22 protein-coding genes are annotated in these 26,293 nt (G+C 55.8%); 12 read left to right on the forward strand and 10 right to left on the reverse strand.

Going from position 1 to position 26,293, the window contains the following annotated elements; translation table 11 throughout:
* Window positions 1–1,263 (reverse strand): MFS transporter, encoded by a 1,263-nt coding sequence (locus tag AC6I8D_RS23280; protein WP_497821072.1) that lies wholly within the window; start codon window positions 1,261–1,263, stop codon window positions 1–3.
* A 131-nt stretch (window positions 1,264–1,394) separates the two neighbouring features.
* Here AC6I8D_RS23280 and AC6I8D_RS23285 point away from each other — a divergent pair, with 131 nt between their 5' ends.
* Entirely contained in the window at window positions 1,395–1,850 is a 456-nt protein-coding gene (locus AC6I8D_RS23285; protein ID WP_497821073.1) for a winged helix-turn-helix transcriptional regulator, read from the forward strand.
* A 55-nt stretch (window positions 1,851–1,905) separates the two neighbouring features.
* Here the strand turns inward: AC6I8D_RS23285 and AC6I8D_RS23290 are convergent, their stop codons facing one another.
* From AC6I8D_RS23290 to AC6I8D_RS23305, 4 genes are all read right to left on the reverse strand, one after another.
* Window positions 1,906–3,021, reverse strand: coding sequence for a metallophosphoesterase (locus AC6I8D_RS23290; RefSeq protein ID WP_312056579.1), 1,116 nt, complete (start codon window positions 3,019–3,021; stop codon window positions 1,906–1,908).
* 278 nt (window positions 3,022–3,299) lie between these two features.
* On the reverse strand, window positions 3,300–4,523 hold the full coding sequence (locus tag AC6I8D_RS23295; protein ID WP_312056577.1) for a cupin domain-containing protein: 1,224 nt from the start codon (window positions 4,521–4,523) through the stop codon (window positions 3,300–3,302).
* Window positions 4,524–4,972: 449 nt separating this feature from the next.
* A complete protein-coding gene (locus tag AC6I8D_RS23300; protein WP_497821074.1) occupies window positions 4,973–7,300 on the reverse strand; it encodes an FdhF/YdeP family oxidoreductase in 2,328 nt (775 codons plus the stop codon).
* A gap of 258 nt (window positions 7,301–7,558) precedes the next feature.
* Window positions 7,559–8,677 (reverse strand): acyltransferase family protein, encoded by a 1,119-nt coding sequence (locus tag AC6I8D_RS23305; RefSeq protein ID WP_497821075.1) that lies wholly within the window; start codon window positions 8,675–8,677, stop codon window positions 7,559–7,561.
* 195 nt (window positions 8,678–8,872) lie between these two features.
* Between AC6I8D_RS23305 and AC6I8D_RS23310 the strand changes: the two genes are divergently transcribed.
* The 3 genes from AC6I8D_RS23310 (at window position 8,873) to AC6I8D_RS23320 (ending at window position 13,760) form a co-directional block, all read left to right on the forward strand.
* The gene (locus AC6I8D_RS23310; RefSeq protein WP_497821076.1) at window positions 8,873–9,184 is read left to right on the forward strand and encodes a hypothetical protein; all 312 of its coding nucleotides are present in this window, start codon (window positions 8,873–8,875) and stop codon (window positions 9,182–9,184) included.
* Window positions 9,185–9,221: 37 nt separating this feature from the next.
* Window positions 9,222–10,046 (forward strand): SGNH/GDSL hydrolase family protein, encoded by an 825-nt coding sequence (locus AC6I8D_RS23315; protein WP_497821077.1) that lies wholly within the window; start codon window positions 9,222–9,224, stop codon window positions 10,044–10,046.
* 609 nt (window positions 10,047–10,655) lie between these two features.
* Window positions 10,656–13,760 (forward strand): efflux RND transporter permease subunit, encoded by a 3,105-nt coding sequence (locus AC6I8D_RS23320; protein ID WP_497821078.1) that lies wholly within the window; start codon window positions 10,656–10,658, stop codon window positions 13,758–13,760.
* A 171-nt stretch (window positions 13,761–13,931) separates the two neighbouring features.
* Here the strand turns inward: AC6I8D_RS23320 and AC6I8D_RS23325 are convergent, their stop codons facing one another.
* The gene (locus AC6I8D_RS23325; protein WP_072051034.1) at window positions 13,932–14,117 is read right to left on the reverse strand and encodes a con-10 family general stress protein; all 186 of its coding nucleotides are present in this window, start codon (window positions 14,115–14,117) and stop codon (window positions 13,932–13,934) included.
* 207 nt (window positions 14,118–14,324) lie between these two features.
* Here AC6I8D_RS23325 and AC6I8D_RS23330 point away from each other — a divergent pair, with 207 nt between their 5' ends.
* The 3 genes from AC6I8D_RS23330 to ahr all read left to right on the forward strand — a co-directional run bounded on the left by AC6I8D_RS23330 (window position 14,325) and on the right by ahr (window position 17,983).
* On the forward strand, window positions 14,325–14,621 hold the full coding sequence (locus tag AC6I8D_RS23330; RefSeq protein WP_312759976.1) for a hypothetical protein: 297 nt from the start codon (window positions 14,325–14,327) through the stop codon (window positions 14,619–14,621).
* A 267-nt stretch (window positions 14,622–14,888) separates the two neighbouring features.
* Window positions 14,889–16,862, forward strand: coding sequence for a methyl-accepting chemotaxis protein (locus AC6I8D_RS23335; RefSeq protein WP_312056563.1), 1,974 nt, complete (start codon window positions 14,889–14,891; stop codon window positions 16,860–16,862).
* Between the two features lie 104 nt (window positions 16,863–16,966).
* Window positions 16,967–17,983 (forward strand): NADPH-dependent aldehyde reductase Ahr, encoded by a 1,017-nt coding sequence (ahr, locus tag AC6I8D_RS23340; protein WP_031378088.1) that lies wholly within the window; start codon window positions 16,967–16,969, stop codon window positions 17,981–17,983.
* A gap of 53 nt (window positions 17,984–18,036) precedes the next feature.
* On the opposite strand, the gene AC6I8D_RS23345 is transcribed toward ahr, so the two are convergent.
* Complete coding sequence (locus AC6I8D_RS23345; protein WP_497821079.1) at window positions 18,037–18,705, reverse strand: DUF2268 domain-containing putative Zn-dependent protease; 669 nt, start codon at window positions 18,703–18,705, stop codon at window positions 18,037–18,039.
* 378 nt (window positions 18,706–19,083) lie between these two features.
* Here AC6I8D_RS23345 and AC6I8D_RS23350 point away from each other — a divergent pair, with 378 nt between their 5' ends.
* Entirely contained in the window at window positions 19,084–19,863 is a 780-nt protein-coding gene (locus tag AC6I8D_RS23350; protein WP_312056559.1) for an MBL fold metallo-hydrolase, read from the forward strand.
* A gap of 66 nt (window positions 19,864–19,929) precedes the next feature.
* The gene (locus tag AC6I8D_RS23355) at window positions 19,930–20,946 is read left to right on the forward strand and encodes a GlxA family transcriptional regulator (protein WP_497821080.1); all 1,017 of its coding nucleotides are present in this window, start codon (window positions 19,930–19,932) and stop codon (window positions 20,944–20,946) included.
* 66 nt (window positions 20,947–21,012) lie between these two features.
* On the opposite strand, the gene AC6I8D_RS23360 is transcribed toward AC6I8D_RS23355, so the two are convergent.
* Entirely contained in the window at window positions 21,013–21,414 is a 402-nt protein-coding gene (locus tag AC6I8D_RS23360; protein WP_312056556.1) for an H-NS family histone-like protein, read from the reverse strand.
* A gap of 271 nt (window positions 21,415–21,685) precedes the next feature.
* Between AC6I8D_RS23360 and AC6I8D_RS23365 the strand changes: the two genes are divergently transcribed.
* The gene (locus AC6I8D_RS23365; RefSeq protein WP_497821081.1) at window positions 21,686–23,248 is read left to right on the forward strand and encodes a GGDEF domain-containing protein; all 1,563 of its coding nucleotides are present in this window, start codon (window positions 21,686–21,688) and stop codon (window positions 23,246–23,248) included.
* Window positions 23,249–23,316: 68 nt separating this feature from the next.
* On the forward strand, window positions 23,317–23,766 hold the full coding sequence (locus AC6I8D_RS23370; RefSeq protein WP_497821082.1) for a VOC family protein: 450 nt from the start codon (window positions 23,317–23,319) through the stop codon (window positions 23,764–23,766).
* A 253-nt stretch (window positions 23,767–24,019) separates the two neighbouring features.
* Here the strand turns inward: AC6I8D_RS23370 and AC6I8D_RS23375 are convergent, their stop codons facing one another.
* The gene (locus AC6I8D_RS23375; protein ID WP_312056552.1) at window positions 24,020–24,421 is read right to left on the reverse strand and encodes an H-NS family histone-like protein; all 402 of its coding nucleotides are present in this window, start codon (window positions 24,419–24,421) and stop codon (window positions 24,020–24,022) included.
* Between the two features lie 1,239 nt (window positions 24,422–25,660).
* On the opposite strand from AC6I8D_RS23375, the gene AC6I8D_RS23380 reads away from it, so the two are divergent.
* Window positions 25,661–25,843 carry a DUF2256 domain-containing protein gene (locus tag AC6I8D_RS23380; protein ID WP_312056715.1) on the forward strand — a complete coding sequence of 61 codons (183 nt, stop codon included), beginning with the start codon at window positions 25,661–25,663 and terminating at the stop codon, window positions 25,841–25,843.
* An 81-nt stretch (window positions 25,844–25,924) separates the two neighbouring features.
* On the opposite strand, the gene AC6I8D_RS23385 is transcribed toward AC6I8D_RS23380, so the two are convergent.
* Window positions 25,925–26,230: a hypothetical protein gene (locus AC6I8D_RS23385; protein WP_409456009.1), complete on the reverse strand. Its 306-nt coding sequence runs from the start codon at window positions 26,228–26,230 to the stop codon at window positions 25,925–25,927.
* Window positions 26,231–26,293 lie beyond the last annotated feature (63 nt).

A 26,293-nucleotide genomic window follows, 5' to 3' on the forward strand; every position in this document is an offset into this window, starting at 1 on the left:
TCATTTTATCGATCCTGCAGCAGAGTGAGCGTCAGTGGAGGTGGGACCTGAAGTGGCCCACCAGAACAGCAGTGCCGCCAGGCTGATGGCGCTGCCGAGCAGACAGACTCCCGGCCACTGCCAGCCGGCATAGACCCGGGTGGCGGCGAGGGCCCCGAGGGCGCTACCGACAGAGTAGAAACACATATAGGCAGCGATCAGTCGATGATTTGCGTCGGACCGGCCATGAAGAAGCAGGCTCTGACTGCTGACGTGGACCGCCTGCACCGCAAAATCGAGCAGGATCACGCCGGCGATAAACAGCCACATTGTGTGATGCAGCCCGGCTAGCGGCAGCCATGACAGCGTCAGCACCAGCAGAGCGATGCCGGTGGTACGTTGCCCATGACCCTGATCCGCCCAGCGTCCGGCCCGGATGGCGGCCAGTGCGCCGGCGATACCGGCGAGACCAAACAGCCCGGTTTCGCTATGGCTAAAATTAAGCTGGCTTAACGGCAGCACCATGGCGGTCCAGAACACGCTGAAAGCCGCAAAAATCAACATGGCGAGGATGCCGCGCACCCGTAATAGCGGTTCATCAACGAATAACCGGAAAAAGGCGCACATCAGCGCTCTCCAGGCCGGCCTTTGTACCGGCAAAACCTGGCCGGGCGCGGTTCGCCAGAGGACCGCGGCCAGCAGTACCAGCAGCGTGGCAGAGCAGAGATAAACCGCCCGCCAGCCGGCGAGATCGGCGATTACGCCGGCGGTCAGGCGGGCAACCAGAATCCCCAGCACCACCCCGCCGGTAACCCTCCCCACCACCTGACCGCGTTGCGCCGCAGAGGCGAGTGAGGCGGCGTAAGCCACCACCACCTGAACCACCACTGCCATCAGGCCGACCAGACTCATGGCGATCAGCAAGGCATAAAAGTCCGGAGCCAGGCTGACCAGTAACACGGCCAGCGCAAGCATCAGCAGCTGACAGACAATCAACAGCCTGCCATTAAATAGGTCGCCCAGCGGGACCACAAACAGCAGCCCCAGCCCGTAGCCGACCTGCGTGGCGGTCACCACCATGCCTGTTGCTCCGGCGGAGACGGCGAAGGTTTGCGCCATGGCGGTCAGCAGCGGTTGGGCAAAGTAGACGTTGCCAACCGCCAGCGCGCAGGTTGCGCAGAGCAGCAGCACCAGGTTCAGCGGCACCGGTGTGCTGCTGGCTGATAAGGCCAGACGTTTACTGTCTGTTGCCAGCAACCGGCTATTGCTGTCGGGCTGAACCATCTATACCTCCTGTTATATTGGTTTCAAATTAAAACCAGCTTGGCCATTATTAACGGCTTTGGTTTTTTTTAGCAACCAGATTACGACACTAAGATATACTCAGGCGAAAGCAGAACAGAGCAGGAGAGAAGATGGCGAAGCAAACCGCATTGTTAAACAGTGAATGCCCGGTAGCCCGCACTCTGGAAGCCGTGGGTGAGCGCTGGTGTTTGCTGATCGTTCGCGAGGCGTTCGACAACGTCCGCCGCTTCAGCGAGTTTCAGAAAAACCTCGGGCTGGCGAAAAATATCCTGGCCGCACGTCTGAAATTGCTGGTGGAGCTGGGCGTGTTTGATCTGCGTCCCGCTTCTGACGGCAGCGCCTACAGCGAATACGTGCTGACAGCACGCGGACGCGCGCTGTTCCCGATTATCGTGGCGATGCGTCAGTGGGGTGAGCAGAATATGTTCACCCCAGGCGAGACCCATTCGGTACTGAGGGATAACCGTGACCAACAGCCGTTGCAGCCGCTGGCGGTGAGATCCGCCAGTGGAGAGCCGCTGGGGCCGGAAGACTGCCACCGTGTGCGGGTGGTGAAGGGCGGCTAATCACTCTTGCCGGGCCTGCTGCGGCTGTGTCCCGCAGCAGGCCCGACCGGGTGAATCAGGGTTGCCGTCTGAGCGTGATGCGGGTCAGCTCTGACGGGCGGCCCAATCGGACTGCCATGCCCGGCCAGAGCGCGGTACCGTTATTGACATAGAGCTGCATTCCGTCCACCTGATAGAGCCCGGAAACAAAGCCGCCGTTGGGTTTAGCAAACAACCGGTCCAGCCCGGCGATCAGGCCGCCGTGGGTATGACCCGACAGCTGCAGGGCCACGCCCATCGCGGCGTTAAGGCGGGCATTACGTGGCTGGTGATCCAGCAGGATCACCGGCGCATTGGCTGGCGCATGCGCCAGCGCTTTGGCCAGATCGGGTCCCTGCGCCTGTCTGGCCGGGGCGGATGCGTCGGGCAAACCGGCCACCACCAGCTTCGCCGCGCCGCGCTGGATCACCGTATGGCTGTTGAGCAGCGGCTGAAGCCCCAGTGAAGCCAGATGTTCAGTCCAGATCGCCTGATGAAAGAAGTACTCATGATTACCGGTGATTGCCCATACCCCATCAGGCGCCTGCAGGCCACGCAGCGGGGCGACGTCGTCGCGCCGGTGTTCAAGACTGCCATCAATCACATCCCCGGTCACCACGATAAGGTCAACCCCCAGCGTCATCGCTTTCGCCACCGTGGCTGCACTCCACGCCGCATTAAACAGGCGGGTGATATGTAAATCTGTCAGCTGTAACAGCTGATAGCCGTCGAATTCCGCCGGCAGATCAGGGATCACCAGCGTCAGGTCTTTAACTGGCGGCACCCGTATGGCCTGGTGAACGCCGACGGTGGCCAGTCCCATGGCGAACAGCACCGCCAGATAGCGCACGCCGGGCACCAGTTCCAGCGGATGGCGCAGCAGCAGGGCCACCAGCGTCACCGCGTCAATCAGCATCTGGGTCAGCGCCAGAAACAGCACGGTGCTGAAAGCCCAGTTAAACAGAATGATAATCATCCGCGGCATCTCAGCCGAGAAAATGCCGCCCGAGGTAAAGCGGCTGACCAGCAGATACTGTGAGGCCAGCAGCACCAGCAGGGATAACAGAATTTTGACCACCAGCGGCAGGGATAAGGGAACAATGACGCGCGCAATAACGTACCAGCTGGGTAAGCTGAAAATCAGGTGAAACATAGCAATCTTCCCTTTGAGCGCTGAAGGTCAGCGCAAGAAATAAAACCAGAGCGTGCGTGATAAACCGCGAACTTTCACGGGATGTGCAGGCGTGTAGTCAGGCATGTAGTGTAGACGACGCTGCCGCGGTGTTGACCTGGCGACAAATGCTTTATACCGTGATAACCGCAGGCAGCGGCGGGAGGGATGAAACCAGTGAAAAGAGACGCGGGTGCGGGATACAACAGCCAACGGCCGTGCAGACGCGGTGAAAGTGGCCGGCAATCCGGCCACTGCGGTTACCCGACGACCGGGCGTTTACTCTGCGACAGCGCCGCCATAAAGGTATCGTCCAGATGCAGATGCTGCTTAACCAGCTCCGGCGGCGTGCTGGCCAGCCACTGGTTGAGCGAAATATCGGCGTAATAGTCGCTCTTAAACAGTTCGAGAAAGCGTAACGGACCCTTGCCGGTATTTTCGATGTAATGACCCATGGCGAACGGCACGTAGCCGACGTCACCGGCGCGATAATCAAAGGTGCGGGCCTGACCCGACGAGGCGAAAACGCCCATCCGGCCTTCGCCTTCCAGATAGTATTGCCATTCGTCATTATTCGGATGCCAGTGCAGTTCGCGCAGTCCGCCGGGTTCAATTTCGACCAGTGCCGCAGCCACCTGTCTGGCTATCGGAAAGTTTGAGGTGTCCGTAATCCGCACCGTTCCGCCAGGCGCCTTTAACGGATCCTGAGCCAGCATCCGGTGGGTAAAACGCAGCGAGGATCGGGTGCCGCCCTGAACGCTGTCGGAGGCGGCGCGGTCAGGCGGCGTAGCGGCGAAAATATATTCATCTGACGGCGACGGCAGCTGAGAGAAGACAGAAACCGGGACCTGAAAGTTTTTGGCGAGGATCTCGGGCGGAATGTGCTTAAACCAGTCAGAGAGCAGAAAGGTGCTGTCCTCATCAAAACCACCGTCGTCAAAGGCCAGCAGAAATTCACAGCCATCCGGTCCCAGTCCCTGAATGGAGTGCGGTACGCCGGGCGGGAAGTACCACAAATCGCCGACGCCAATATCATCAACAAACCAGCCGCCGTGAGTATCAAAGGCGGTCACCCGCGCCGTTCCGTAGGTCATGTAGGCCCATTCCGCTTGTTTGTGCCAGTGCAGCTCGCGGATCCCGCCGGTGTTGAGGCGCATGTCGACCCCGGCAATGGTGGTGGAGATGCCCAGCTCGCGTTGTGTCACCTGTCGCGTCCAGCCGCCGCTGCCTTTGCGCACGTGCGCATCGCTGAAACTGTAACGCAGATTAGGCAAGGTACCGCTGTCGGTTGCGGGCGGATCAACCAGGTCGGGATTTTCTGCTTCGCGCATCGGGTCATGTGGGCCGGGATCGCGCCCGCCGGGTTTGGCACCGGCCGGATAGGTCCTGACCTGATTATCATGGGCATGAACCTGACCCGCGGCCAGCGCCACCGTGCCACCGGCGGCAAAGGCCATAAAGCGTCGTCTGCTTAACGTTGTCATTGGCAATCTTCCTTCAGCTGTAAAATAAGTAGAGAGGGTTATGAGTGCTGCCTATCCGTTATAAACAGAGAAGAAAGCTGGCGTTTAACAAACTTGTAACGTTATAGCGGTGGCAATAAACAGATAAGCCCTGATGATACGTTGCTGGAGGTCTGGAAGAATGATGCAGGTTGAGCGAAGGTATAATTTCAGCCGGTAAATGGGCTTAAGAAAAGCACGCAATGGCTAAAAAGTCGGCGTGTGTTTAACGGCGGTTGAAGAAGTGGTCAGCATTGCTGACGAAATAAAAAGTTACGTATAAGGTAAATAAAATTTATATCTTAGCCTGCTGGCTATTGTTTTAACGACGGTGTTTTCAACCGGCAGGCTCACGGCGAAGCAGCGCGCATAAAAAAGGTTGCCTGGCTCTCAGGCAACCTCTGTGGTGACTACGCGACGTCATCGAAGATTTAGCGCAGTACGCCCGACGTAGTCGTTGTCTCGTCGGTCACCCTGGTCATCGTCACCGGGATACTTTTATAGGCAGGAATACCGCTGTGCGTATCATGGCTGTCGAGCGGCACCATCACGTTAGCCTCAGGATAGTAAGCGCCGACCGAACCGGGAGCCATGTCGATGATCACAATCGTCAGGTTTTTCATCTGACGTGAGGTCGGATTACCGTCCGGATCGAGCGCCATTAAATCGACCCGATCGCCGACGCGCAGCTGACGTTTCTCCGCCTCTTCGGCATTGATAAACAGCACGTCACGGCGGCCGGTCACGCCACGATAGCGGTCGTTGAGGCCGTATAACGTGGTGTTGTACTGGTCGTGGCTGCGCAGCGTGGTCAGCACCAAATCATGGCACTTCAGCGATCGCGGATCTTCATTAATCCCCTGCATCACCTTAAATTGCGCCCGGCCGGAGGGCGTATTCCACACCCGTTCCGACGCGGCATTATAGAGCCGGAAGCCGCCCGGTTTTTTCACCCGCTGATTGAAGTTTTCAAATGCCGGGAACACGGCTTCAATCGCATCACGGATGCGGTTGTAATCGGCCGCCATAGCACTCCAGTCCACCACGCTGTCTGGCAGCGTGGCCTGAGCCAGCGCGGCCACCAGCGCCGGTTCAGATTTCAGGTGCGGTGAAGCCGGTTCCAGCGAGCCACGCGAGGCGTGCACCATCGACATGGAATCTTCTACCGTCACGCTTTGCGCGCCGCTAGCCTGCACATCGGTTTCGGTGCGGCCAAGAACCGGCAGCAGGTAGTTATGTTTGCCCAGCAGCAGGTGTGAGCGGTTGAGTTTGGTGGCCATATGCACCACCAGATCCAGCTTACGCATCGCCGGGAAGGTCACCTGAGGATCGGAAATGGCCTCCGCCAGGTTACCGCCCAGACAAAGCAGCGCTTTAGCTTTACCGTCACGCATCGCCTGTATCGCCTGAATAGCGCCGTGGCCGTGTTTCTGCGGCGGGCGGAAGCCAAAAACGCGTTCCAGACTGTCGAGCAGCGACTGTGGCGGTATTTCGGTGATACCCACGGTGCGGTCGCCCTGCACATTGGAGTGACCCCGCAGCGGACAGATGCCGGCACCGGGTTTACCGATGTTGCCGCGTAACAGCAGCAGGTTGGCAATCTGCTGCACATTCTGGGTGCCATACTGATGCTGGGTAATGCCCATGCCATAACAGATGATGGTGCGCTCAGCGCTGGCATAGAGCCGGGCGATGTGCTGGATCTCTTCACGCGCCATGCCCGACACCTTCAGGATGTGCTGCCAGTCGGTGCTCTCCAGATCGGCCTTCAGCGCCTCGAATCCTTCGGTGTGTTCATTAATAAAGGCTTCATCAATCACGCCGGGCTCGCCGTTGCTCAGCGCCTCCTGATGCATTGACAGCAGGATCTTCATCACGCCTTTCAGCATCGCTGCATCGCCGCCGACCCGCACTTTGTAATAGGTCGATGCCAGTTCGGTCGAGCTGAGGGAGAGCATTTCAATCGGGCTCTGGGGCGAGGTAAAGCGCTCAAGCCCACGCTCCCGCAGCGGGTTGATCGCTACGATGGTCGCGCCGCGTTTAGAGACTTCACGTAAGGTGCCGAGCATGCGGGGATGGTTGGTGCCAGGGTTATGACCAATGCATAACACCAGATCGCAATGGTCAAAATCCTCCAGTTCAACCGTACCTTTGCCGACGCCAATCGATTCCGGTAATCCGACACTGGTCGGTTCGTGGCACATGTTGGAACAGTCAGGAAAATTATTGGTGCCATATTCGCGGGCAAACAGCTGCCACAGGAAAGCCGCTTCGTTGGAGGCGCGACCCGAGGTGTAAAACTCCACGCTGTCAGGGTGGTCATAACCGCGAAGATGTTCGCCGATCTCTTTAAACGCGGTCTCCCATTCGATTGGCTGATAGGTGTCGCTGGCCGCATCGTACTTCATCGGGTGGGTGAGTCGCCCTTCGCCTTCAAGGTGCAAGGCGCTGCGCTGCCACAATTCTGTGACCGTATGCGCGGCAAAGAATTCCGGCGTGGTACGCTTGCTGGTCGCTTCCCACGACACCGCTTTCGCACCATTTTCACAAAATTCAAACGAAGAGGCATGCTGAGGATCGGGCCAGGCGCATCCCGGACAATCAAAGCCCTGCGGCTGGTTAACTTTGAACAGGGCGATCACATCCTGCTTGACTGACATCTGACCGCGTATGGCATCGGCAACCGCTTTCAGTGCGCCCCAGCCGCCTGCTGCGCCGCCGTAAGGGGCGATCCCGGTTGTGCGATTTTGCTCTTTCATAATGCTCCACAGGTTCTGTGTTGTTATTTTTGTAAGTCTGGTACACAAATAACCTTATCAGGGTGGATTCAACGCATTATTTACTGAAAATTTTTCTCAAAATGTTTCCGGAAAGCGACGTCACTGGCAGCTGTTTTTTATTGGCAGGCATAATGCTGGCGCAGGATTGCGCCAGCAGAGGAATAAACGGAGCGAGGACGTACTGCATATTAACGGTATTATCGCTGCGCTATATCGGCACGCAGCAACAGCAGTCTGTTAGCTGACCGACGCCAGCGCTTTTGCCGGCTTCGCTTTCAGGCCAAAAAGTGTCGACAGGAAACTATTACGCTTAATGACCATATAGCAGAGGGCGCTTAGTCCTGAAGCAATAGCCGTTACTATCAGAACATAGCTGACGGGATAATTGTCCGGCAGGTAATCATCCAGCAGCCAGGCAAAGCCAATCGCGATAGGGTAGTGAAGGATGTAAACCACCAGCGCGGAATCGACTACCGTGTTCACGATGCGGCTCTCTTTCATGCGCAGCTTCTCAAAAAAGAAGATTACCCAATAGGAAAAGATCACCGAGAAGACGCTGCTAAGCAGAACCGGAATGTATTTCGCTACGCCCTGCAGGTTAAATTTCATCGTCAGGAAGAAAGCGATATAACAGATTATCGCCAGCAGCGTCACAACAGCCGTATTCAGCAGTGGATGTTTCGCTAATTGCGGAATCGCATCACGATTAAGATAAAGTGCATAGCCAGCTGCATAATAAACGCAGAAACGCGCCGTCACCGGAATTAAGGTAATCAGCTCACCCAGGTCTTTAACCGCGAATTTCACCACAAACAGACTGTTAGCAGCGATTATCAGGGCTGCCAGCCACAGGGTAAAGGGCAGGCGGCGGGCAAATGTCGCCAGCGTCTGGTAAAGGCGGGCAGGCACAAAAAAGGAGATAGCCGACAGCGAGACCAGGAACCACAGGTGGTGCAGCTGGGTGTAGGCCGCCAGTAACCCACTGGTTGAGGTATCGACCCCTTTTATCGTCGTGCTCAGCCAGTACATGATGCCGGGGATAAAGGCAAAGGCGGCAATCAGCGGAACCAGCACGCGTTTGCGGCGATTCTCAAAGAAAAAAGCCTGACCTTTGCGTAAAAAAACCATGGCGGAGAACATGCCGGAGAGAAAGAAAAAAGCCTCCATCCGGAAGGTATGGATGAATTCAATCAGTGAACTAAAAATCAGCGACGGATTTTTATCAGCAACGTAATACCAGCTATTACCGCCTGGCAGGCTACGGGCGGCATGATATAAAACACCTTCAAGGATAAGGATGGCGCGCAGAAAATCGAGACCGATGTTTCGGCTCGATAAAAAAGCGGGTGTGGTCATTTTTATTACCTTAATAAATGACGAAGTTGTAGTGTGCGAAGTGACGTAACAGCGGCAGAATATCACTCTGAAGTTTAATTAACATATTGCGCCACGCTTTTCAGAATTCCGCCAGCATGTCCTTTCAGGTAATCGATAAATTATGGTAAACCGGCCTGGCCATTTTTTAGCGCCACTTTTTTATCAGAAAAAAGTGTGCTGCTGCTGATTGTCATCGCCCTTTCTGGCGGAGACCTTGTGGGACGGGCAATCAGTCACCTGATAAACTGCAAGCCGGGTGAAGCTTCGCTTAACAGAAGATTAAAAATTGAGCGGCGCGTAAGCATTTTATTGATGTTTATTCGCCGCCGACGCGGCTTTTTTTTCGCTGCCGGATCGAGAAAGAGATTATCAATCATCGCCACGGGCTTCGCTTATTGGCGATTTTTTCCGCGTAGTACCGGTTTCAGCGGCCTGACAGCGCGGCGGCACGGCAAAATAATTTTGCAGCAAATCAATTCTGGCTGATAAGCTTTTCCTCTTCGCCTTGCCAGAGTTATGCCCAATGAAAAACCTGTTTTGTCATCTGCTTGTTTTTATCGCGTTCTGTTTATCTTCGGGCGTTGCGCTTGCCAGTCAGCAGGATGATAAATTTATTATTGAAGCCTATGGCGGTTCCAGCACCAAAGGCGCGATGGCAGTCAGAAAAGACGGTAAATTGCGGGCGACCCTCACACCCAATAATGAAATTGCACAGTTAAACCAGATGCTGAAGGCCAGATATGGCGCTGAGGTAGAGATCATCAATAAAGGCGCGCTGTCGGCGCAGTCGAAGGATCTGCTGCAGGGTCGCAATTTTTACCGCAATAACAAAACCTGGCGTGAAGAGATGGCCGCCTCGCCGGCAGATCTTATCCTGCTCAACTTCGCCACCAATGACGCCCGCCACTATCACTTCAAAGACATAGAGCCTGACTACATCGTCAGCCCGCTGCAATATCGGGCGATCATGACTGAACTGATTCGTGTGGCGCAGCAGTATGGTAAAGCGGTGATTGTTCAGGAGCCTCATCCGTTATGCGGCCGGGCGGAAAAATGGAACGTTGCGCCCTATGTTGCGCAGATCGACAGCCTGACGCGGGACGAGAATGTGCCGCTGGTCGCGCAGTATCAGCGCATTCAGCAAATTAAAAACTGGCAGACGCTGATGTCACCGGATTGCATTCATCCCTCCGACGCGCTTTACCAGATTAAAGCGCAGGAGACCTTCAGAGTATTAGAGAGTCATTATGACCGGCAGATTAAGGCCGCGATTAATGGCTCGCCTGCCGCTGTTCCGCCACGTTCGCAGGCAGCCTCCCTCAACCGGACCGGCAATCAGGCGGGATAGTGTAGCGAGGAAATTTTAGCGAGACAGGTTAGCCGAATAGCCTGGAGCGGCAGACCGGAAAAAACCTGAAACGGTCAGCCGCTGGAAATTGAAAAAAGCCGGATTCCTTTTCCAGCCTGATCAATCAGATAGGATACCTGATTCGCCTGTTTGCCGCTTTGCTTCGCTCGTTGCGTCAGATGTAATGCCGGACGCCATAAATCGCCCAGAATATGGCATTCGCCCCGAGGTAAGCCCAACATCCCCAGTAGGCAATAGGTTCGCGTTTGGTTCGGAGTTTAGGCAGGAACGCTAATAAATAGAGCGCTGAAGCAATAAGCGAAACGAAGTAGAAAAATTTCATCATTCTCTCCTGTTTAATTTCCTTTATTTTCAGCATAGCCAGGCCTCGCTATTTTGCTTAACGCGTTGCTCAGGTATTCAGACTTAAGCGGTTCTGTCAGGATTGCGTCAGGCTGTAGCCGTCACCGGATCTGCGCGGGATTAACAAATGATACCGTCGGGATGTTTAGCGGGAAGGTTACAAACTATAATCAGCGCTGCAACGTTGTTACACAACCTGCAGGAATGCAGGCTTTGCGCCCGCCCTAAAAGGAAGAGACCCCGCTGATGTTTTCTCGTTTTTTTATTTATCGCCCCGTCTTCGCATGGGTCGTTGCCATTTTAATCATGCTGCTTGGCGCGCTCTCCATCACCCTACTGCCGGTTGAGCAATATCCTGATGTGGCACCGCCGTCGGTGAATATCAGTGCCACCTATACCGGCGCGTCCGCTGAGACGCTGGAAAACAGCGTCACCCAGGTGATTGAGCAGCAGCTGACCGGGCTGGACCATCTGCTCTACTTCACCTCCAGCAGCAGTTCGCAGGGCAATGTGACGGTCACGGTGACCTTCAGTCAGGGAACCGATCCCGACACGGCCCAGGTGCAGGTGCAGAATAAGGTGCAGCAGGCGCTGACCCGCCTGCCGAGTGAGGTACAGCAGCTCGGGGTCACCGTCACCAAGTCGCAGTCCAACTTTTTGCTGGTGATGGGGCTGTATGACACTACCGGCAAGAGCAACAGCACCGACATCGGTGACTGGCTGGTGAGTAACATGCAGGAGCCGCTGGCCAGGATCGAAGGCGTAGGGGATATCCAGGTGTTCGGCGGGCAATACGCGATGCGTATCTGGCTCGACCCGTTTAAGCTCAACGCCTACGCACTGCAGCCTTCCGACGTAACGGCAGCGATTCGCTCGCAGAACATTCAGGTCTCCGCCGGTAAAATTGGCGGGCTGCCCTCGCCAGATAATCAGCAGCTCACCGCCACGGTCAGGGCGCAGTCGCGACTGCAAACGCCTGAACAGTTTCGCAACATCATCGTCAAAAGCGATACCCGCGGTGCCATTGTGCGGGTCGGGGATGTGGCGCGGGTCGAGCTGGGCGGTGAATCTTATGACATGACCACCCGGCTTAATGGTCATCCGGCGGCCGGTATCGGGGTGATGCTCGCCCCGGGCGCCAACGCGCTGGATACCGCCATTCTGGTGAAGAACAAAGTGGCAGAGTATCGACACTCAATGCCGCAAGGCTACGAGGTGGCGTACGCGCTGGACAGCACCGACTTTATCAAAATTTCGGTGGAAGATGTGGTGATCACCCTGATCGAAGCGATAGCGCTGGTGGTGGTGGTGATGTACCTGTTCCTGCAAAATCTGCGCGCCACGTTGATCCCGGCGCTGGCGGTGCCGGTGGTGCTGCTTGGGACCTTTGGCGTACTGGCGCTTTGCGGTTATACCATCAATACCCTGACTCTGTTTGCCATGGTGCTGGCGATCGGGCTGCTGGTGGATGACGCGATTGTGGTGGTCGAAAACGTCGAACGCATCATGCATGACGAAGGCTTGCCGGCCCGCGAGGCCACGGAAAAATCGATGAAAGAGATTTCCGGTGCGCTGATCGCCATTGCGCTGGTGTTGTCGGCGGTGTTTCTGCCGATGGCCTTTTTCGCCGGCTCGACCGGGGTGATCTACCGGCAATTCTCGGTCACCATCATCGCGGCGATGACGTTCTCAGTGCTGGTGGCGCTGACCCTGACCCCGGCGCTGTGCGGCATGTTACTCCGCCCCGGCACGCCGCATCGCAAAGGATTCTTTGGCGGATTTAATCGCTTCTACGCCGCCACCGAGCGCCAGTATCGTCACAAGGTGGTCAGCACCCTGCGTCGTCCGCTGATTATGGTGTCACTGTATGCCGCGATGGGCGTGGTGCTGTTTGTGATGTTTACCCGCTTGCCGGGCAGCTTTCTGCCAACCGAGGATCAGGGCAGCATTATGCTGCAGGCGACGCTGCCAGCGGGCGCCACTGCCAGCCGGACGGAAGCGGTCAATAAGCAGATCATCGACTGGTTTCTTACTGAAGAGAAAGAGAACATCGATGTGGTGTTTACTATCAACGGCTTTAACTTCAGTGGTGCAGCCCAGAATGCCGGCATGGCGTTTATCAAGCTGAAAAACTGGGATCAGCGGCCCGGTAAGGAAAACTCGGCCGAGGCGATTGCCGGACGGGCGACCTATGCGCTCTCCGCTATTCGTGATGCCCAGATATTTGCCCTGACGCCGCCGTCGGTGCCGGGCCTCGGGCAGAATAATGGTTTTACCTATGAACTGCTGGCCAGTGGTGGCACCACCCGCGATGAGCTGGGCAAACTGCGCGATCGGCTGTTGCAACGCGCGGCGCAGAGCCCGGAACTGATCGGGGTGCGGGCCAACATCCTGCCGCAGACGCCGCAGTTGCAGGTCGACATTGATACCAATAAGGCGGTTGCGCTCGGGCTGCAGCTGGATGACGTTACCGATACCCTGACCAGCGCCTGGGGCGGAGCCTATATCAATGACTTTATCGATCGCGGCCGCGTAAAACGGGTCTATGTGCAGGGTGATGGTCAGTACCGGTCGGCACCGTCCGATCTGGATAAATGGTTCATTCGCAACAGTGAAGGCAGCATGACGCCGTTCTCTGCCTTCGCCTCAACCCGCTGGACGATGGGACCGGAAAGCCTTAACCGCTACAACGGTTCCGCTGCTTACGAAATCCAGGGACAGAACGCGGAAGGTTACAGCTCCGGCGATGCGATGAACACCATTGAACGGCTGGCCGATCAGCTTCCGGCTGGGACGACCGGCGCATGGAGCGGACTTTCACTGCAGGAGAAGCAGGCGGGTGGGCAGTCCACCACGCTGTATGCGATCTCCATTCTGGTGGTGTTTCTCTGTCTGGCAGCGCTGTACGAAAGCTGGTCGGTGCCGTTTTCGGTGCTGCTGGCGGTGCCGCTCGGCGTGCTGGGCACGGTGATAGCGGTGGCGTTACGCGGATTGAGCAACGACATCTATTTCCAGGTCGCGCTGCTTACCACCGTTGGCCTGACCTCGAAAAACGCCATCCTGATTATTGAGTTCGCAGAGGACGCGGTGCGTCAGGGCAGTTCGCTGAGCGCAGCGGCACTGCAGGCGGCGCGTACCCGTTTACGGCCGATCATGATGACCTCACTGGCGTTTATCGCCGGGGTGATCCCGCTGGCGGTGGCGACTGGCGCGGGCGCCAACAGCCGTATCGCGATTGGCACCGGCATTATTGGCGGGACGCTGGCGGGTACGGTACTGGCGCTGTTCTTTGTACCGCTGTTCTTCGTGCTGGTGAAACACTACCTCACCCGACATTGCGCAGCGAAATAACCCCTGGCACGTCTGCCGGCTTGCCTGCAGACGTGCTGATTTCTGCCCGCAGCGGCAGCTTCAACGGCTGTCATGGGGATTTTCACAAAAATGGGGAAGGAGTGTGGCAGCAGGCAGTTTGCTGCTTAAAGGTGAGATGCCATTCCATGGCGTAAAACGTCCTAAGGCGCCTTATTCAGAATTACTTGCAGGACGCCGACTGATCCTGCCGCCTTTCCGACCGGCTTCCCTGGCTTTTTCATGATCGTTTTTGAAATTGCCCCCACTGACCTTGCCTCCTGCACTGCCAGCTTCGCTCGCACGGCCCGGATCGTTGGCAAAATTGCCAGCACCACCTCGGTATTTCTGTTGTGTCATAGAGAGACCTCCTATCAATGTTCCATTAGATAAAAAGGACTAGCTAGTCACACCACGAAGCATAGATGACCGCTTCGTTTATGCAAATACCCCCCCCTGAGAAAATGTTGGTATCAGGCTGATTATCCGCAGGTGACCGACCGGAAACGGCAGCGAGCCTGTGTTCGCCAGGCTACCCTTAAAGGCTCAACGAAAAAGGAGAACGCGATGACTGATGCAACCTTAATCGATACGCTTGAGTTTGGTTCTGACCCACAAAAGCAAAAATATGAGATCTATGGTGATGATGCGCAGACGCCGACTTATGCGGTGATTTATCGTCAGCAGGACGGCGAATGGCAGCCGCTGGACGATAAGCTGAGCTTTGCTGCCCAGGATGAGCAGGAAGAGGTGACCGGCTCAATGGGATATGGCGCCGGCGATAGTCTGCCGGACCTGCGTGACTTACCGGCTGAAGCCCGCGAGCGCTGTGAGCAGCACTGGCAGCAGAGCCGCGATGAGTAATCAGTAACGTTGCCGGGATCGCTTCCCGGCTTATTTTATGCTGCTTAAGTGCGCTGTTTTCATCGTTTTCACCAGTTACAGTAATCGTTAAAGCTTTTCCCGCTATTGGCGATAACGAACAGGCGCTGAGCGTGCCGATCAATGATGATTCCGGCCCTCAGGCGTGAGTTCTGAACGCGTACGGACCTGCTTTTAGCCCTCCTTTTTGACACACCAGAAAGCGCTTTTTTAGCGCAAAATCATTCTAATTAAAGCGAAAACAATAATATGTCGATTATTAAGGCGATGATACAACGCCTGCCTGCTGCCCGCTTTGGGCGTAGCAGCCAGCCTGCGCATGGCACTTTTGATTGTCGTGCGCTGCCAGCGTCACTCAGTGCCGCCGGGTTAAGCCAGCGCGCCGGCGGCCTGCTGATGACCTTTGTGCCGCCCGAGGCGGATTTTCAACGGGTCAGTCAGGCCTGGCAGCGCTTTACCTCCGCTGACCTGACGGTGCTGACGCTCTCCTCTCATGGCGCGCTGAGCAGCAGCGGCCGGCAGAGCACCTATTGCGACGGGGCCGGTCAGGAAGGGAGCTGGCTCTGGTTACCGGACAGCCTGATTGCGCGGCATGAAACGCACGTTATTGACCTGCACGTGCAGGATACCCACAGCGCCAGCCAGCGGATCACCGCGATACAGCAGGAGCTGGAGCGGTTGCAGCTGCGGATGCCGCTCTCTGCCGATCGGACTTTCGCGATGATCTACTGCGACGGTCTTTCTGCCTCGGAAGGTTTCCTGATGCAGGCCTGGTATAACAGCGGACGTTTCCCCTGCCTGGCGATCGGCGGATCGGCCGGCGGTAAAATCAGCTTTGACGGCACCTGGATTGGGATTGGCGGCCAGATACTCCAGGGCAAAGCGGTGATTATTTTTTGCCAGATGGCGGCGGGAAAATCGTTTGCCCCGTTCAAAAGCCAGAACTTTACCCCGCTGGACAGCAGCTGGCTGATCGCCGAGGCCGATCCGATCGCGCGCACCGTCAGTACGGTATTTAACCGTCAGGGCCAGCAGCAATCGCTGGTCTCCGCGCTCTGCACCCACCTGAATTGCGAACCGACCCGGCTGACTGAACGGCTGCAGGGGCTGACCTTTGGCGTCAAAGTCGGAGAAGAATACTTTATTCGTTCGGTGGCCAAAATTGAGGCTGATAACGTGCAGTTTTTCTGCGATCTGGAATTTGGCGACCGGCTGTTCCTGATGCAGGAAAAGGACTTCAAACAGGCGACGCAGCAGGAGTGGCAGGCGTTTGCCCGTCAGCACGGCAAACCGGCGGCAATACTGATGAACGACTGTATCCTGCGTCGCGTCGGAAATGCCGGTCAGTTACACAACGCCCACTTTTTCAAAGGCATTCCGGCGGCGGGCTTCTCCAGCTTTGGCGAGATCCTTGGCGTGCCGATTAACCAGACGCTATCAGCGCTGGTGTTCTTTAATCATGATGTGAAAGCGATGAGTCAGTTTCCGGTGGAGTACGCCGGCTACGCGGCACACTATGCGCAGCGGGCATTACGTCGCTGGGAAGCGCTGAACAGCGTGCAGACGGGCGTGCTGAATCGGGTGATCGGCTATCAGCAGGCACTGACGCCGCTGATGGAGGCGCTGCCGGTATTAGAGAGCGCCACCCAAAGTCAGGGCGAAACCCTGAGCCTGGCAGAAAACAGTATTCGTGCCATCAGCGACATCGCCACCCAGAGCCAGCAGGCGCAGGGTCGGCTGGATGACGGGCTGGACGATTTGGAGAAAATCTCGCACGGGATTAACGAGATCACCCACGGCATCAGTAACATCGCTTTCCAGACCAATATTCTGGCACTGAACGCGGCAGTGGAGGCCGCCCGTGCCGGTGAAGCAGGCCGGGGTTTTGCGGTGGTGGCCGGCGAAGTGCGGCGACTGGCCCACTCTTCCAAAGAGCAGGCTGAGGCTACCGCCAGTAACATCAGCGAGGCGGTAAGCACCATCGCTCGCATCCGACTGGTGGCCAGTGACAGCGCGCAGACTGCGACACAGATGGCCGCACGCAGCATCAGTGCCGCTGACACTCTGGCGACCATGAATCAGCAGACCCGCCATGAGCGTGCCGATATCGCTAAACACCTTGGCAGTCTGCGTGAATTAACCCAGGGTATGGATGCGATGCAGGAGGCGGTGGCGCAGCTAAAAGTGTTACAGATTCTGTCTGGCGGGCAGGTTAACGGCTGATTTTTCAGCATAAAAGACAACAAAGTGCGGTGCAGGCGCATCGGCCAGGCAAGCCGCGCCTGCAGTTGTTACACTTGACGATGATTAACCACGCAGAGGTACCAATGAAAATTAAAAGTTATGCAGCCATGCAGGCTGGTCAGGCGCTTGAACTTTATGAATATGATGTTGCTGAACTTGCAGCAGAAGAGGTTGAAGTAGAGGTTGAGTATTGTGGCGTCTGCCACTCTGACCTGTCGATGATCGACAACGAGTGGGGCATTTCACAGTTTCCCGTTATTGCCGGACATGAAGTCATTGGACGGGTTTCTGCGCTGGGCGACGCGGCTAAAAACAAAGGCCTGTCGATTGGTCAGCGGGTAGGCATTGGCTGGACCGCGAAAAGCTGTCAGCACTGTGACGCCTGTATTAATGGTGAGCAGGTTAACTGCCAGCAGGGCAGCATCCCGACCATCATGAACAAGGGGGGTTTTGCTGAGAAACTGCGTGCCGACTGGCAATGGGTAATCCCGCTGCCGGAGAAACTGGATGTTACTACCGCCGGTCCGCTGCTGTGTGGCGGCATCACCGTCTTCAAACCGCTGCTGATGAGCAACATCACCGCCACCAGCCGGGTTGGCGTGATCGGTATCGGAGGCCTCGGCCACATCGCTATTAAAATTCTGCATGCAATGGGTGCGGAAGTGGTGGCCTTCAGCTCAACGCCAGATAAGAAGCAATCGATTCTGGATATGGGCGCCGATGAAGTGGTTAACAGCCGTGACGCTGAAGCGCTGAAACAGCAGGCGGGTCGTTTCGATCTGATCCTCAGCACCGTAGCGGTCGATCTGGACTGGAAACCGTATTTCGCGGCGCTGGCGCCTAAAGGCAAATTCCATACCGTCGGTGCCGTGATGAAACCGTTCCAGGTCGGTGCGTTTGACCTGATTATGGGTGACAAAGCGGTAACCGGCTCTTCGACCGGATCGCCAGGTCAGCTGCGTTCGTTACTGAAGCTGGCTTCGCGTGCTGATATTGCGCCGCAGGTTGAGTTCTTCCCGATGTCAGACATCAATAAAGCGCTGGAACACGTGCGCGCCGGTAAAGCCAATTACCGCGTGGTGCTGAAAGCCGATTTCTGATGATCGTGTGATGAAAACCGATGCCGCAGATTTCTGCGGCATTTTTTTTGCTTTCAGCGAGTGATCAGCCCGCAGCTCAGCCCGGCGGCGATCACTTCTTCCGCCGTCACGTTAAGCCATTTTTCCGGCGTTAAGGCCGGAAGCGGATCGCGCCACGCGGCGACCAGTTGATAACCCAGGGTGTAACCGTACCAGCGGGGACAGGTTCCGCTGCCAAAGAACCAGGCAGTGTGATCGTAAGGACGGCTATTCAGCGCCGCCAGCCTGACCGGATTATCCAGCAGCCACTGACGTTCAACTGCCCGCTCCCACCGTTCGGGCGGCGAATCCAGCAGCCAGCAGACAAACTGTCCTGCCAGCCCTTCACTCACCAGCGCGTCCCCTGGTGTCCAGCCATATCCCGGGCCAGCCATGCGCAAACAGTGATGCACTTCGTGCAGGATGGTGCGCATCAGCGAACCGCTGCTGAGTGTCTGCGCCAGATCGGGATGAGTCGGATCGAGTGTCAGACCAAAGAGCGTTGCACTATAGGCGTAGCCGCCGGTGCCGGTTTCCGGGATCACCGCCGCCGGCGCGCACTGAACCAGAATATCAAGGCGCGGTGGCGGCATAACCGCTGACAGGATCCGCCAGGCAGCATCTGTCTGGCGGGTAATTTCCGTTTGATAATCCTGTAAGTCGCCTGACGCTTCAAGCCAGTGCAGTTTCCATCGTTCAGCCATCGCCTGCTCCTGCAAGGATCAGATTGAGCCGCTAAAGCGGTCAGGTTTTGCTGTCCGGCTTCAGCTCGCCGGCACTCTCATCAGCACGCATGTCAACACTCTGACCGGCACGGAGAATCACAATGCCTCAGCCGATCAGTTTATCTTCGCGCCATCCAGCTTAGCCGCGACAGGACGAGATTGTCATCCCCCAACGCGCGCGAATGTTGCCGAACGCGACAGGGGATTTGCCTGAGCTGACAGGTTGGCCTGATTTCATCGATCACTGTCCATTGAGCCTGTCACGCCAGCGTTCGCAACCGGGTAAAGTCACACTATCGCAGCAACGACGTCGCCGACGCTGGCTGCATCCGACTGAAAACTGACCGGAGCCTGATTATGCAACTGACCCAAGTCCGTAACGCCACGCTGGTGCTGCACTATGCCGGCAAGAAATTCCTGATTGACCCGATGCTGGCTGAAAAAGAAGCCTGGCCGGGCTTTGTCGGCAACGCCCGTCCGCACCTGAGAAATCCGATGGTGGAACTGCCGATGCCGGTTTCGCAGCTGCTGGATGTCGATGCGGTGATTCTTACCCACACCCATACCGATCACTGGGATGAAGCCGCACAGCAGCAGGTGCCCAAAACGATGATGATTTATACCCAGAATCACAGCGATGCTGACCTGATCCGCTCTCAGGGTTTCCTCAATGTTCAGGTGCTGCAGGAAGCAAATGCGTTTGTCGAAGGCCTGACGATCTATAAAACTGACGGCCAGCATGGCAGCAATGCGCTGTATGCTGACAAAGTGATGGCCGATCTGCTGGGCGATGCCTGTGGGCTGGTGTTTACCCATCCGTCGGAAAAAACGCTCTACGTTGCCGGCGATACCGTCTGGGTTAAACCCTATGTGAGGAGTCTGCAACGTTTTCAGCCGGACGTGGTGGTGCTGAATATGGGTAATGCAACCAACGATCTCTATGGCCCGATAATTATGGGTAAAGAGGATACACTACACACGCTGGAGATCGTGCCTGAAGCAACGCTGGTTGCGTCGCACATGGAAGCGATCAACCATTGCCTGCTGACCCGTGCCGAACTGCGGGCTTACACCGATCAGCAGGGGATAACCGATAAAGTGCTTATCCCGCAGGACGGTGAAACCATAACGTTCTGACCGGTACGCCGGGACAGAGCACTGATCCCTGCTCGCCAGCAGGGGGCTGACGACTAAGGGGGCGAGATGGCTGCGTTGAATGTTGCAGTGATAGCGACGACCGGATTCAGTCCGTTCCACTTTTCGGTTCCCTGCATCCTGTTTGGATCAGCGATGCCGCAGCCGGATCTTTTCTGCGTCACGATCTGCGCTGAAAAGCCCGGTACGGTTCTGTCGGAGATCGGCCTGTCGATTAATGTGGAACAGGGACTTGAACAGCTGGATACGGCGGATATTATCATTCTGCCGTACTGGCATAATCCGGCTGAAAAGCCCGATCAGCGGCTGCTGGATAAGCTGGCCGCTGCCTGGCAGCGCGGCGCGGAAGTGGTCGGCCTTTGTCTGGGTACCTACGTGCTGGCCTATGCTGGCCTGCTCGATCAGCACCGCGCCGCGACTCACTGGGAATTCGAACGTGACTTCAGCCAGCGCTTTCCGCAGGTTCATCTCGACAGTAATGCGCTTTATACCCGCGACGATCGCCTGATTACCTCGGCCGGAACCGCTGCGGGCATCGACTGTTGCCTGGATATCATCCGTCAGCACTACGGTAGCGCCGTGGCCAATCGGGTGGCCAGAAGAATGGTGGTGCCGCCGTACCGTGAAGGGGGACAGGCGCAGTTTATTGAGCGGCCGGTGCCGGAAAATACCCGGGATGGCAAAATTAATATGCTGCTGGAGTCGCTGCGGCGCAACCTGCATCAGCCACACGATCTGGATTCACTGGCGCGTTCAGCGGGCATGAGCCGGCGAACGCTGACGCGCCATTTTTTTAAGGCGACCGGGATGACGCTGGGGGACTGGCTGACGGCGGAGCGACTGCAACGCAGTCAGGAGCTGCTGGAAACCACCGACATCAGTATTGAGAGCGTGGCCGAAAAAGTGGGGTTCAGCTCGCCGATCTCTTTTCGTCAGCGGTTCAAACATCGATTTGGCGTCGCCCCCAGCGAATGGCGACGAACTTTCCGTGGGCCGGTGTCGGTAACCCCCGCAGAGAGCCTGCAGTCATTGCCAGATGCGCGCCACAAAATCAGCGGCGGATAATCAACACGTGCCGGAAAATTCAGCGTGCCGGTGCGGCTAAATTTTCCGGAACGGAATCAGCCAGGATTAAAGCAAAAAATCATCCATTGACTGGCCGTTTTCGAGGGCAGTTTTAATCGGTGTTGGCGTGCGACCCTGACCGGTCCAGTATTTCAGCTCGCCATTTTCATCACGATACTGATATTTTGCCGGGCGCTTTGTGCGCTTTTTACCGCTGCGGGTGGCCGGGGAGAGACCCGCTAACAGTTCAGTCGGGTCGATACCGTCTTCCTTTAGCAGTTCACGGTACATCGCCAGTTTCTCCGCTTTCTCGCGCGCTTCAGCCGCACGGGCTTCCTCTGCTTCACGGCACTCTCTGACCACGGTCTCTAATTTCTGCACCATCTCGTCCAGCACGTCTAACGTGACATTGCGCGCCTGGGCGCGCAGGGTGCGGATATTATTCAGGCTGCTCAGGTTTTCACTCATAAAAAAAGGTCCTTCAGTACTCACATTAATTTACAGCTCACATTCACTGTAAGCGGTAAGGATAACATTCATCCCGCTGATTTTTGAAGGGTTGTAGCCGATTCGGGTCTGAATTCAGGGCGGGCGGAACAAGGGCAGGCGACTTAATACACAACGGTTCAGAATGCGCGCGTAACAATGAAGGATGAAAAACAACGCAACAGCGATATTTGTACTTTTGCCCTCCGTTAACTGTGCTTAACTCAGTGAAAGAGTTTGAATAGGGATGGGCATGACGTTTCGCAGGAAAAATGCGGCAGCCGCACCAAAGATATCGCCGCTACTTAAAAGCATCACGTTGTCAGGCTTGCTACTCACCGTGGCGGTCATCGGTATCAATCTGTGGACGCTGCGTGAGGACTGGCGCGAAGCCGTTAACCAGGCTGAAGAGATGGCGGTCAATCTGTCATTGTCGCAGGCGCGTCAGGCAGAAGACACCTTTCTGCAGACGGAACTGTCGCTGCGCGAGGTACAGCGCGAACTGCAAACGCAGATAGCGACCGATCGTGTTGACGGGGAGGCGCTGAGTCAGACTATGCGGATGTTGCAGAATCGCCTGCCGCAGCTGCACGGATTGTTCTATTACGATGCTCAGGGTCGCTGGATCGCTACCTCGATGAGCAGGACGCCGATCGGAATCAACAATTCCGATCGGGAGTACTTCAGTTATCACCGCGCCAGCCTGCGTAACAGCGTGCATGTCGGCCCGGTGGTCCGCAGCCGCACCACCGGGGAGTTAGTGATACCGGTGTCACTGCGCGTCAATGATGGGGCCAACGGTTTTAATGGCGTCCTGCTCGCCACCATTAAGGTGGACTACTTTCGCCGCTTCTACAGCTATTATGAGCTGGGCGCGCGCGATGTGCTGGTCCTGATGCTGGCAGACAGCACGGTGCTTTATGCCCGGCCGCTGCCGGAGCGGTATATTGGCAAAAACCTCTCCTCAAGCCATCTGTTCCGCAAAATGCTGGCCGATGCCGATCGGGGCAGCGGGCAGTGGAAGGCGGCGCTTGATGGTGAAACACGGATCTTCGGCTTTGCGCGCTCGGAACGCTATCCGCTGATAGTGGCCGCCGGTTACGACAAATCCGCGCTGTTTACCCGCTGGATTAAAGGCCGGGTGCAGGATGTCATGCTGAGCCTCGCACTGCTGGCGGTGATTCTTTCGCTCAGCGTTTTTCTGCTGCGCCAGGCGCGACATACGCTGCGCTATCAGCGGGAACTGACCCGGCTGCGTGATGAGCTGACGGCGGCGAACCTCTCTCTGCAGAGTCTGGCAAATAGCGATGGCTTAACCGGGGTAGCCAACCGCCGCTACTTTGATCGCAGGCTGTATGAAAATCTGCAACAGGCCAGAGTACAGGGCTGGCCGGTCTCTCTGATTCTGATCGATATCGACTATTTCAAACATTACAACGATACCTATGGCCACGTGGCGGGTGATGAATGCCTGAAAGCGGTGGCGTCGATTCTGAAAAACGTTGCGCTGCGTAAAAATGATCTGCCGGCCCGTTATGGCGGCGAAGAGTTTGCGCTTATTCTGCCGCGCTACACCCCAGAAGAGACATTAAAACTTGCCAGCGAGATTGTTGAGGCAGTTTACCGGCTGAATATTCCGCATCTCACCAGCGGACTTGCGGCAAAACGGGTTACGCTCAGCGCTGGCTGCGCAATTCAGCACGGCAACGGCGGGCAGCAGGGAGTGTCAGATCTGATTGAACGGGCAGATGAAGCCCTGTACCGGGCCAAGCGGGAAGGGCGCAATCGTGCAGAAGGTGAAAATCCGGGCGGTTAAGCACTGTTGATCACTTGCGCTCCCCCCGCTGTGGCAGGGTAGTTTCTCAACCACTTCAGGGAGTGACTATGTCAAACGATACGGGATTCAGCCATCTCGCTCTGCAGGTCCGCGATCTGGAAAAAAGCGTGGATTTTTACCAGCGTTATGCCGGAATGCAGGTTATTCATCATCGCGAGCCGGGCATTGCAGAAGCGCAAAAAGTAGCATGGCTGTCTGATTTAACCCGGCCATTTGCGCTGGTATTGGTTCAGTCCGCGCATCCAGAGGATACGCCGCTGGGGCCTTTTGGTCATATTGGCGTCGCCTGTGCCTGTCGCGAGGAAATTGATGCCAAAGTTGCGCTGGCGCAGCGCGAAGGCGTACTACGTCGGCCCGCGCAGCAGTCTGGCGAGCCGGTGGGTTACTGGGCTTTCTTCGCCGATCCAGACGGCAATACGCTTGAACTATCGTATGGTCAGCAAATCGGCCTGGAAATTATCATGGCGCGTAACGCTTCCTTGCAACGGGTCGATTAACCGGCGTGCACGTTCGCTCGCCGCTGTGGCCTGTTGGCTGACAGTGAAAGGCAAGGCGTAGTCGGGAAAGAGGGTGTGAATTCGGCGAGGGATGACGGTTTGCCTTACAGCGTAATCAGACTTGTGTGGAGCTACCATCCTAATCTTACGCCCGGCAGAATAATGGCTGCTGGATGTTACCGCGTCACTGGCGAGTGACGATAAATCCGCCCGGCAGATATCGGGCGGATTTACTGCAAGTGATGCACTGCAATCAGATCAGAAAATCATCCAGTGATTTACCATTTTCAATCGCAGATTTAATTGCTGAAGGTGTACGTCCCTGACCGGTCCACTGCTTAACTTCACCGTTTTCGTCAGTGTACTGATATTTGGCAGGGCGAGGCGCACGCTTTTTCTTCTCAACCGGCGCTGACTGCATACCATTTAACAGTTCGTTAGGATCGATACCTTCCTGCAGCAGTAATTCGCGATATTTAGCCAGTTTCTCCGCTTTCTCACGATTAGCGGCTTCAGAAGCCTGCGCTTCTTCACGACGCTCACTAACAACAACAGAAAGTTTTTCCAGCATTTCTTCCAGGGCAGCAAGATCAAGTTCGCGAGCGTTTGCGCGAAGCGTACGGATATTATTCAAGCTGCTGAGAGTGTCACTCATCAAAGTCACCATAGTCATGTTCAGATAATAAAATACAGAGCGGGTTCACGCTGATGCTTTTCGTCAGACCTGCTTTTTTAAAAATGCTTGCCTTCGAAGAATCTCAATACTGAACCAATAGTTCAACTCTGACATATTAATCGTTTTTTAAGGCAGTTGAAACTGTAATTAACGTGCAATAACACCGCAAAGGTAAAAGAACTTAAACCTGGCGTTAAGGTCGCTCAAAATGACAAAAGCATCGCCTGTTCTATCCATGAGATAAATCAGCCGCCTCGGCGATTATTCCTGCTCAGGTCACCATTTTTTAGCATTTTATCCACTGGCGCCGTGCCGGATATCTCTCTGCAGGCAGTTAAAATCAGCGGCATATTAAGTCAGGTGAAAACACGTCACGCGGCGTTGTTAAGTGTGATTATGACGTGCTGAAGTATCGCATCGGGTAACGGTTAAATTTATCTTAACCTGACTTCTCATGGATAAAAATTAACTTATCTTTATGATTCAACTATTTTTTTAAGGATGTGCATCGGATAAAAACAACCGGTGCTACTGCCATACTCTGCTACGGGTGCTGTTAGCCTGAGAGATGGCGGAGAAGCAGCGTGGCGATGAAAATCAGTTATTCCGGCTTAAGAAAAACACAGGCAGGTTGCGGCGCACCTGAAACTGGTTAATCAGTGTAATAATAACTCCCGGGTCGGTTTTTAAGCATGCTTTATATAGGTGTGATAAGCCGCTATAAGGTGATTATTGACAGTCTGCGCTAACATTATTGCGTTACAGGCACTAAACCGGTTTCACCTGTCAGCCGTTAAAGCCGATAAGCCGCCAGCAATGCGGCTAATTCGCCGGACTTTATCCGAAGTTAACCCGACCCGGGAGGTGATAAACAGGCTGAGAGGGATAAAAACAGGCAGCATAATGCTTTTCGTGGTGCAAAGTGGCCTTGCCATTATGGCGCGACAGGGTGTTGTCACAGGTTATTAAAATCTCAAGCCGAAAAAATTAGCCCCGCCGCTCAGGGGCCTGTCAGGCGAAGATGCGGCTTTTAAGGATCGGCTTCGCGCAGAGCATGTTATAAAGCGCAACACTGCGCGTGTCCCCAGCGAAAAGGCCACGTTAGTACGGAAGCAGAATGCGCCGGCGGAGCAGCAGAGCCTGATCTGTCCTGCCCGCATCTGCACAGGCGGATACTCTGATACAGGCTTTTCTTCAGCACTCTCTGATGAGGCACCCCTGATGACATTCAAAGGCAATAAGAAATCACTGCCGGTCCGTTATTGCGAAACCTGCAATAAGCCGATGACGTGGCGTAAGAAATGGGAAAAGTGCTGGGATGAGGTGAAATATTGCTCCGAACGCTGCCGGCGAGCGCGGCGTCAGCACGCCGTCGGACGTCCAGACAGTGATGACCGCTAAATTATTCAGTTTCAAAGCGAGGGTGGGAGAAGAACATCATCAGGCGCGGTTTGACTATCTGAATCAAACCGCGCCGGTTTTTTACTGCTGAACTTTAATCTGCTGCCAGCCTTTTTTGAACATACAGTCCTTCACCAGGATCTCCCGCTGCGCTTCATTTGCGTCGCTGGTTGAGTAATCGGTGTCGGTGGTTTTGTACTTGCTGTCTTTAGAGGTGTATTTACCGCTGACCACATTATCAGGCGGTAAATCGCGTAATGCCTGAGCCTGACAGGCGGTCTCCGCCCTGATTTCCTGCTGTTCTGAAGCCTCGGGTTTGACCCATTTATACTCTACGCACCCGCTCAAAGAGAACGTAAAAATCAGCAGTAATAACGGTTTCATCATCGTTTTCTCAGCGAATTCGATCTGCAATCAGGCCGGCAGCACGCTCAGCTTACCGGCCAGCAG

It is taken from the genome of Pantoea sp. X-Soil-MYKO-1785 (genome assembly GCF_059730675.1).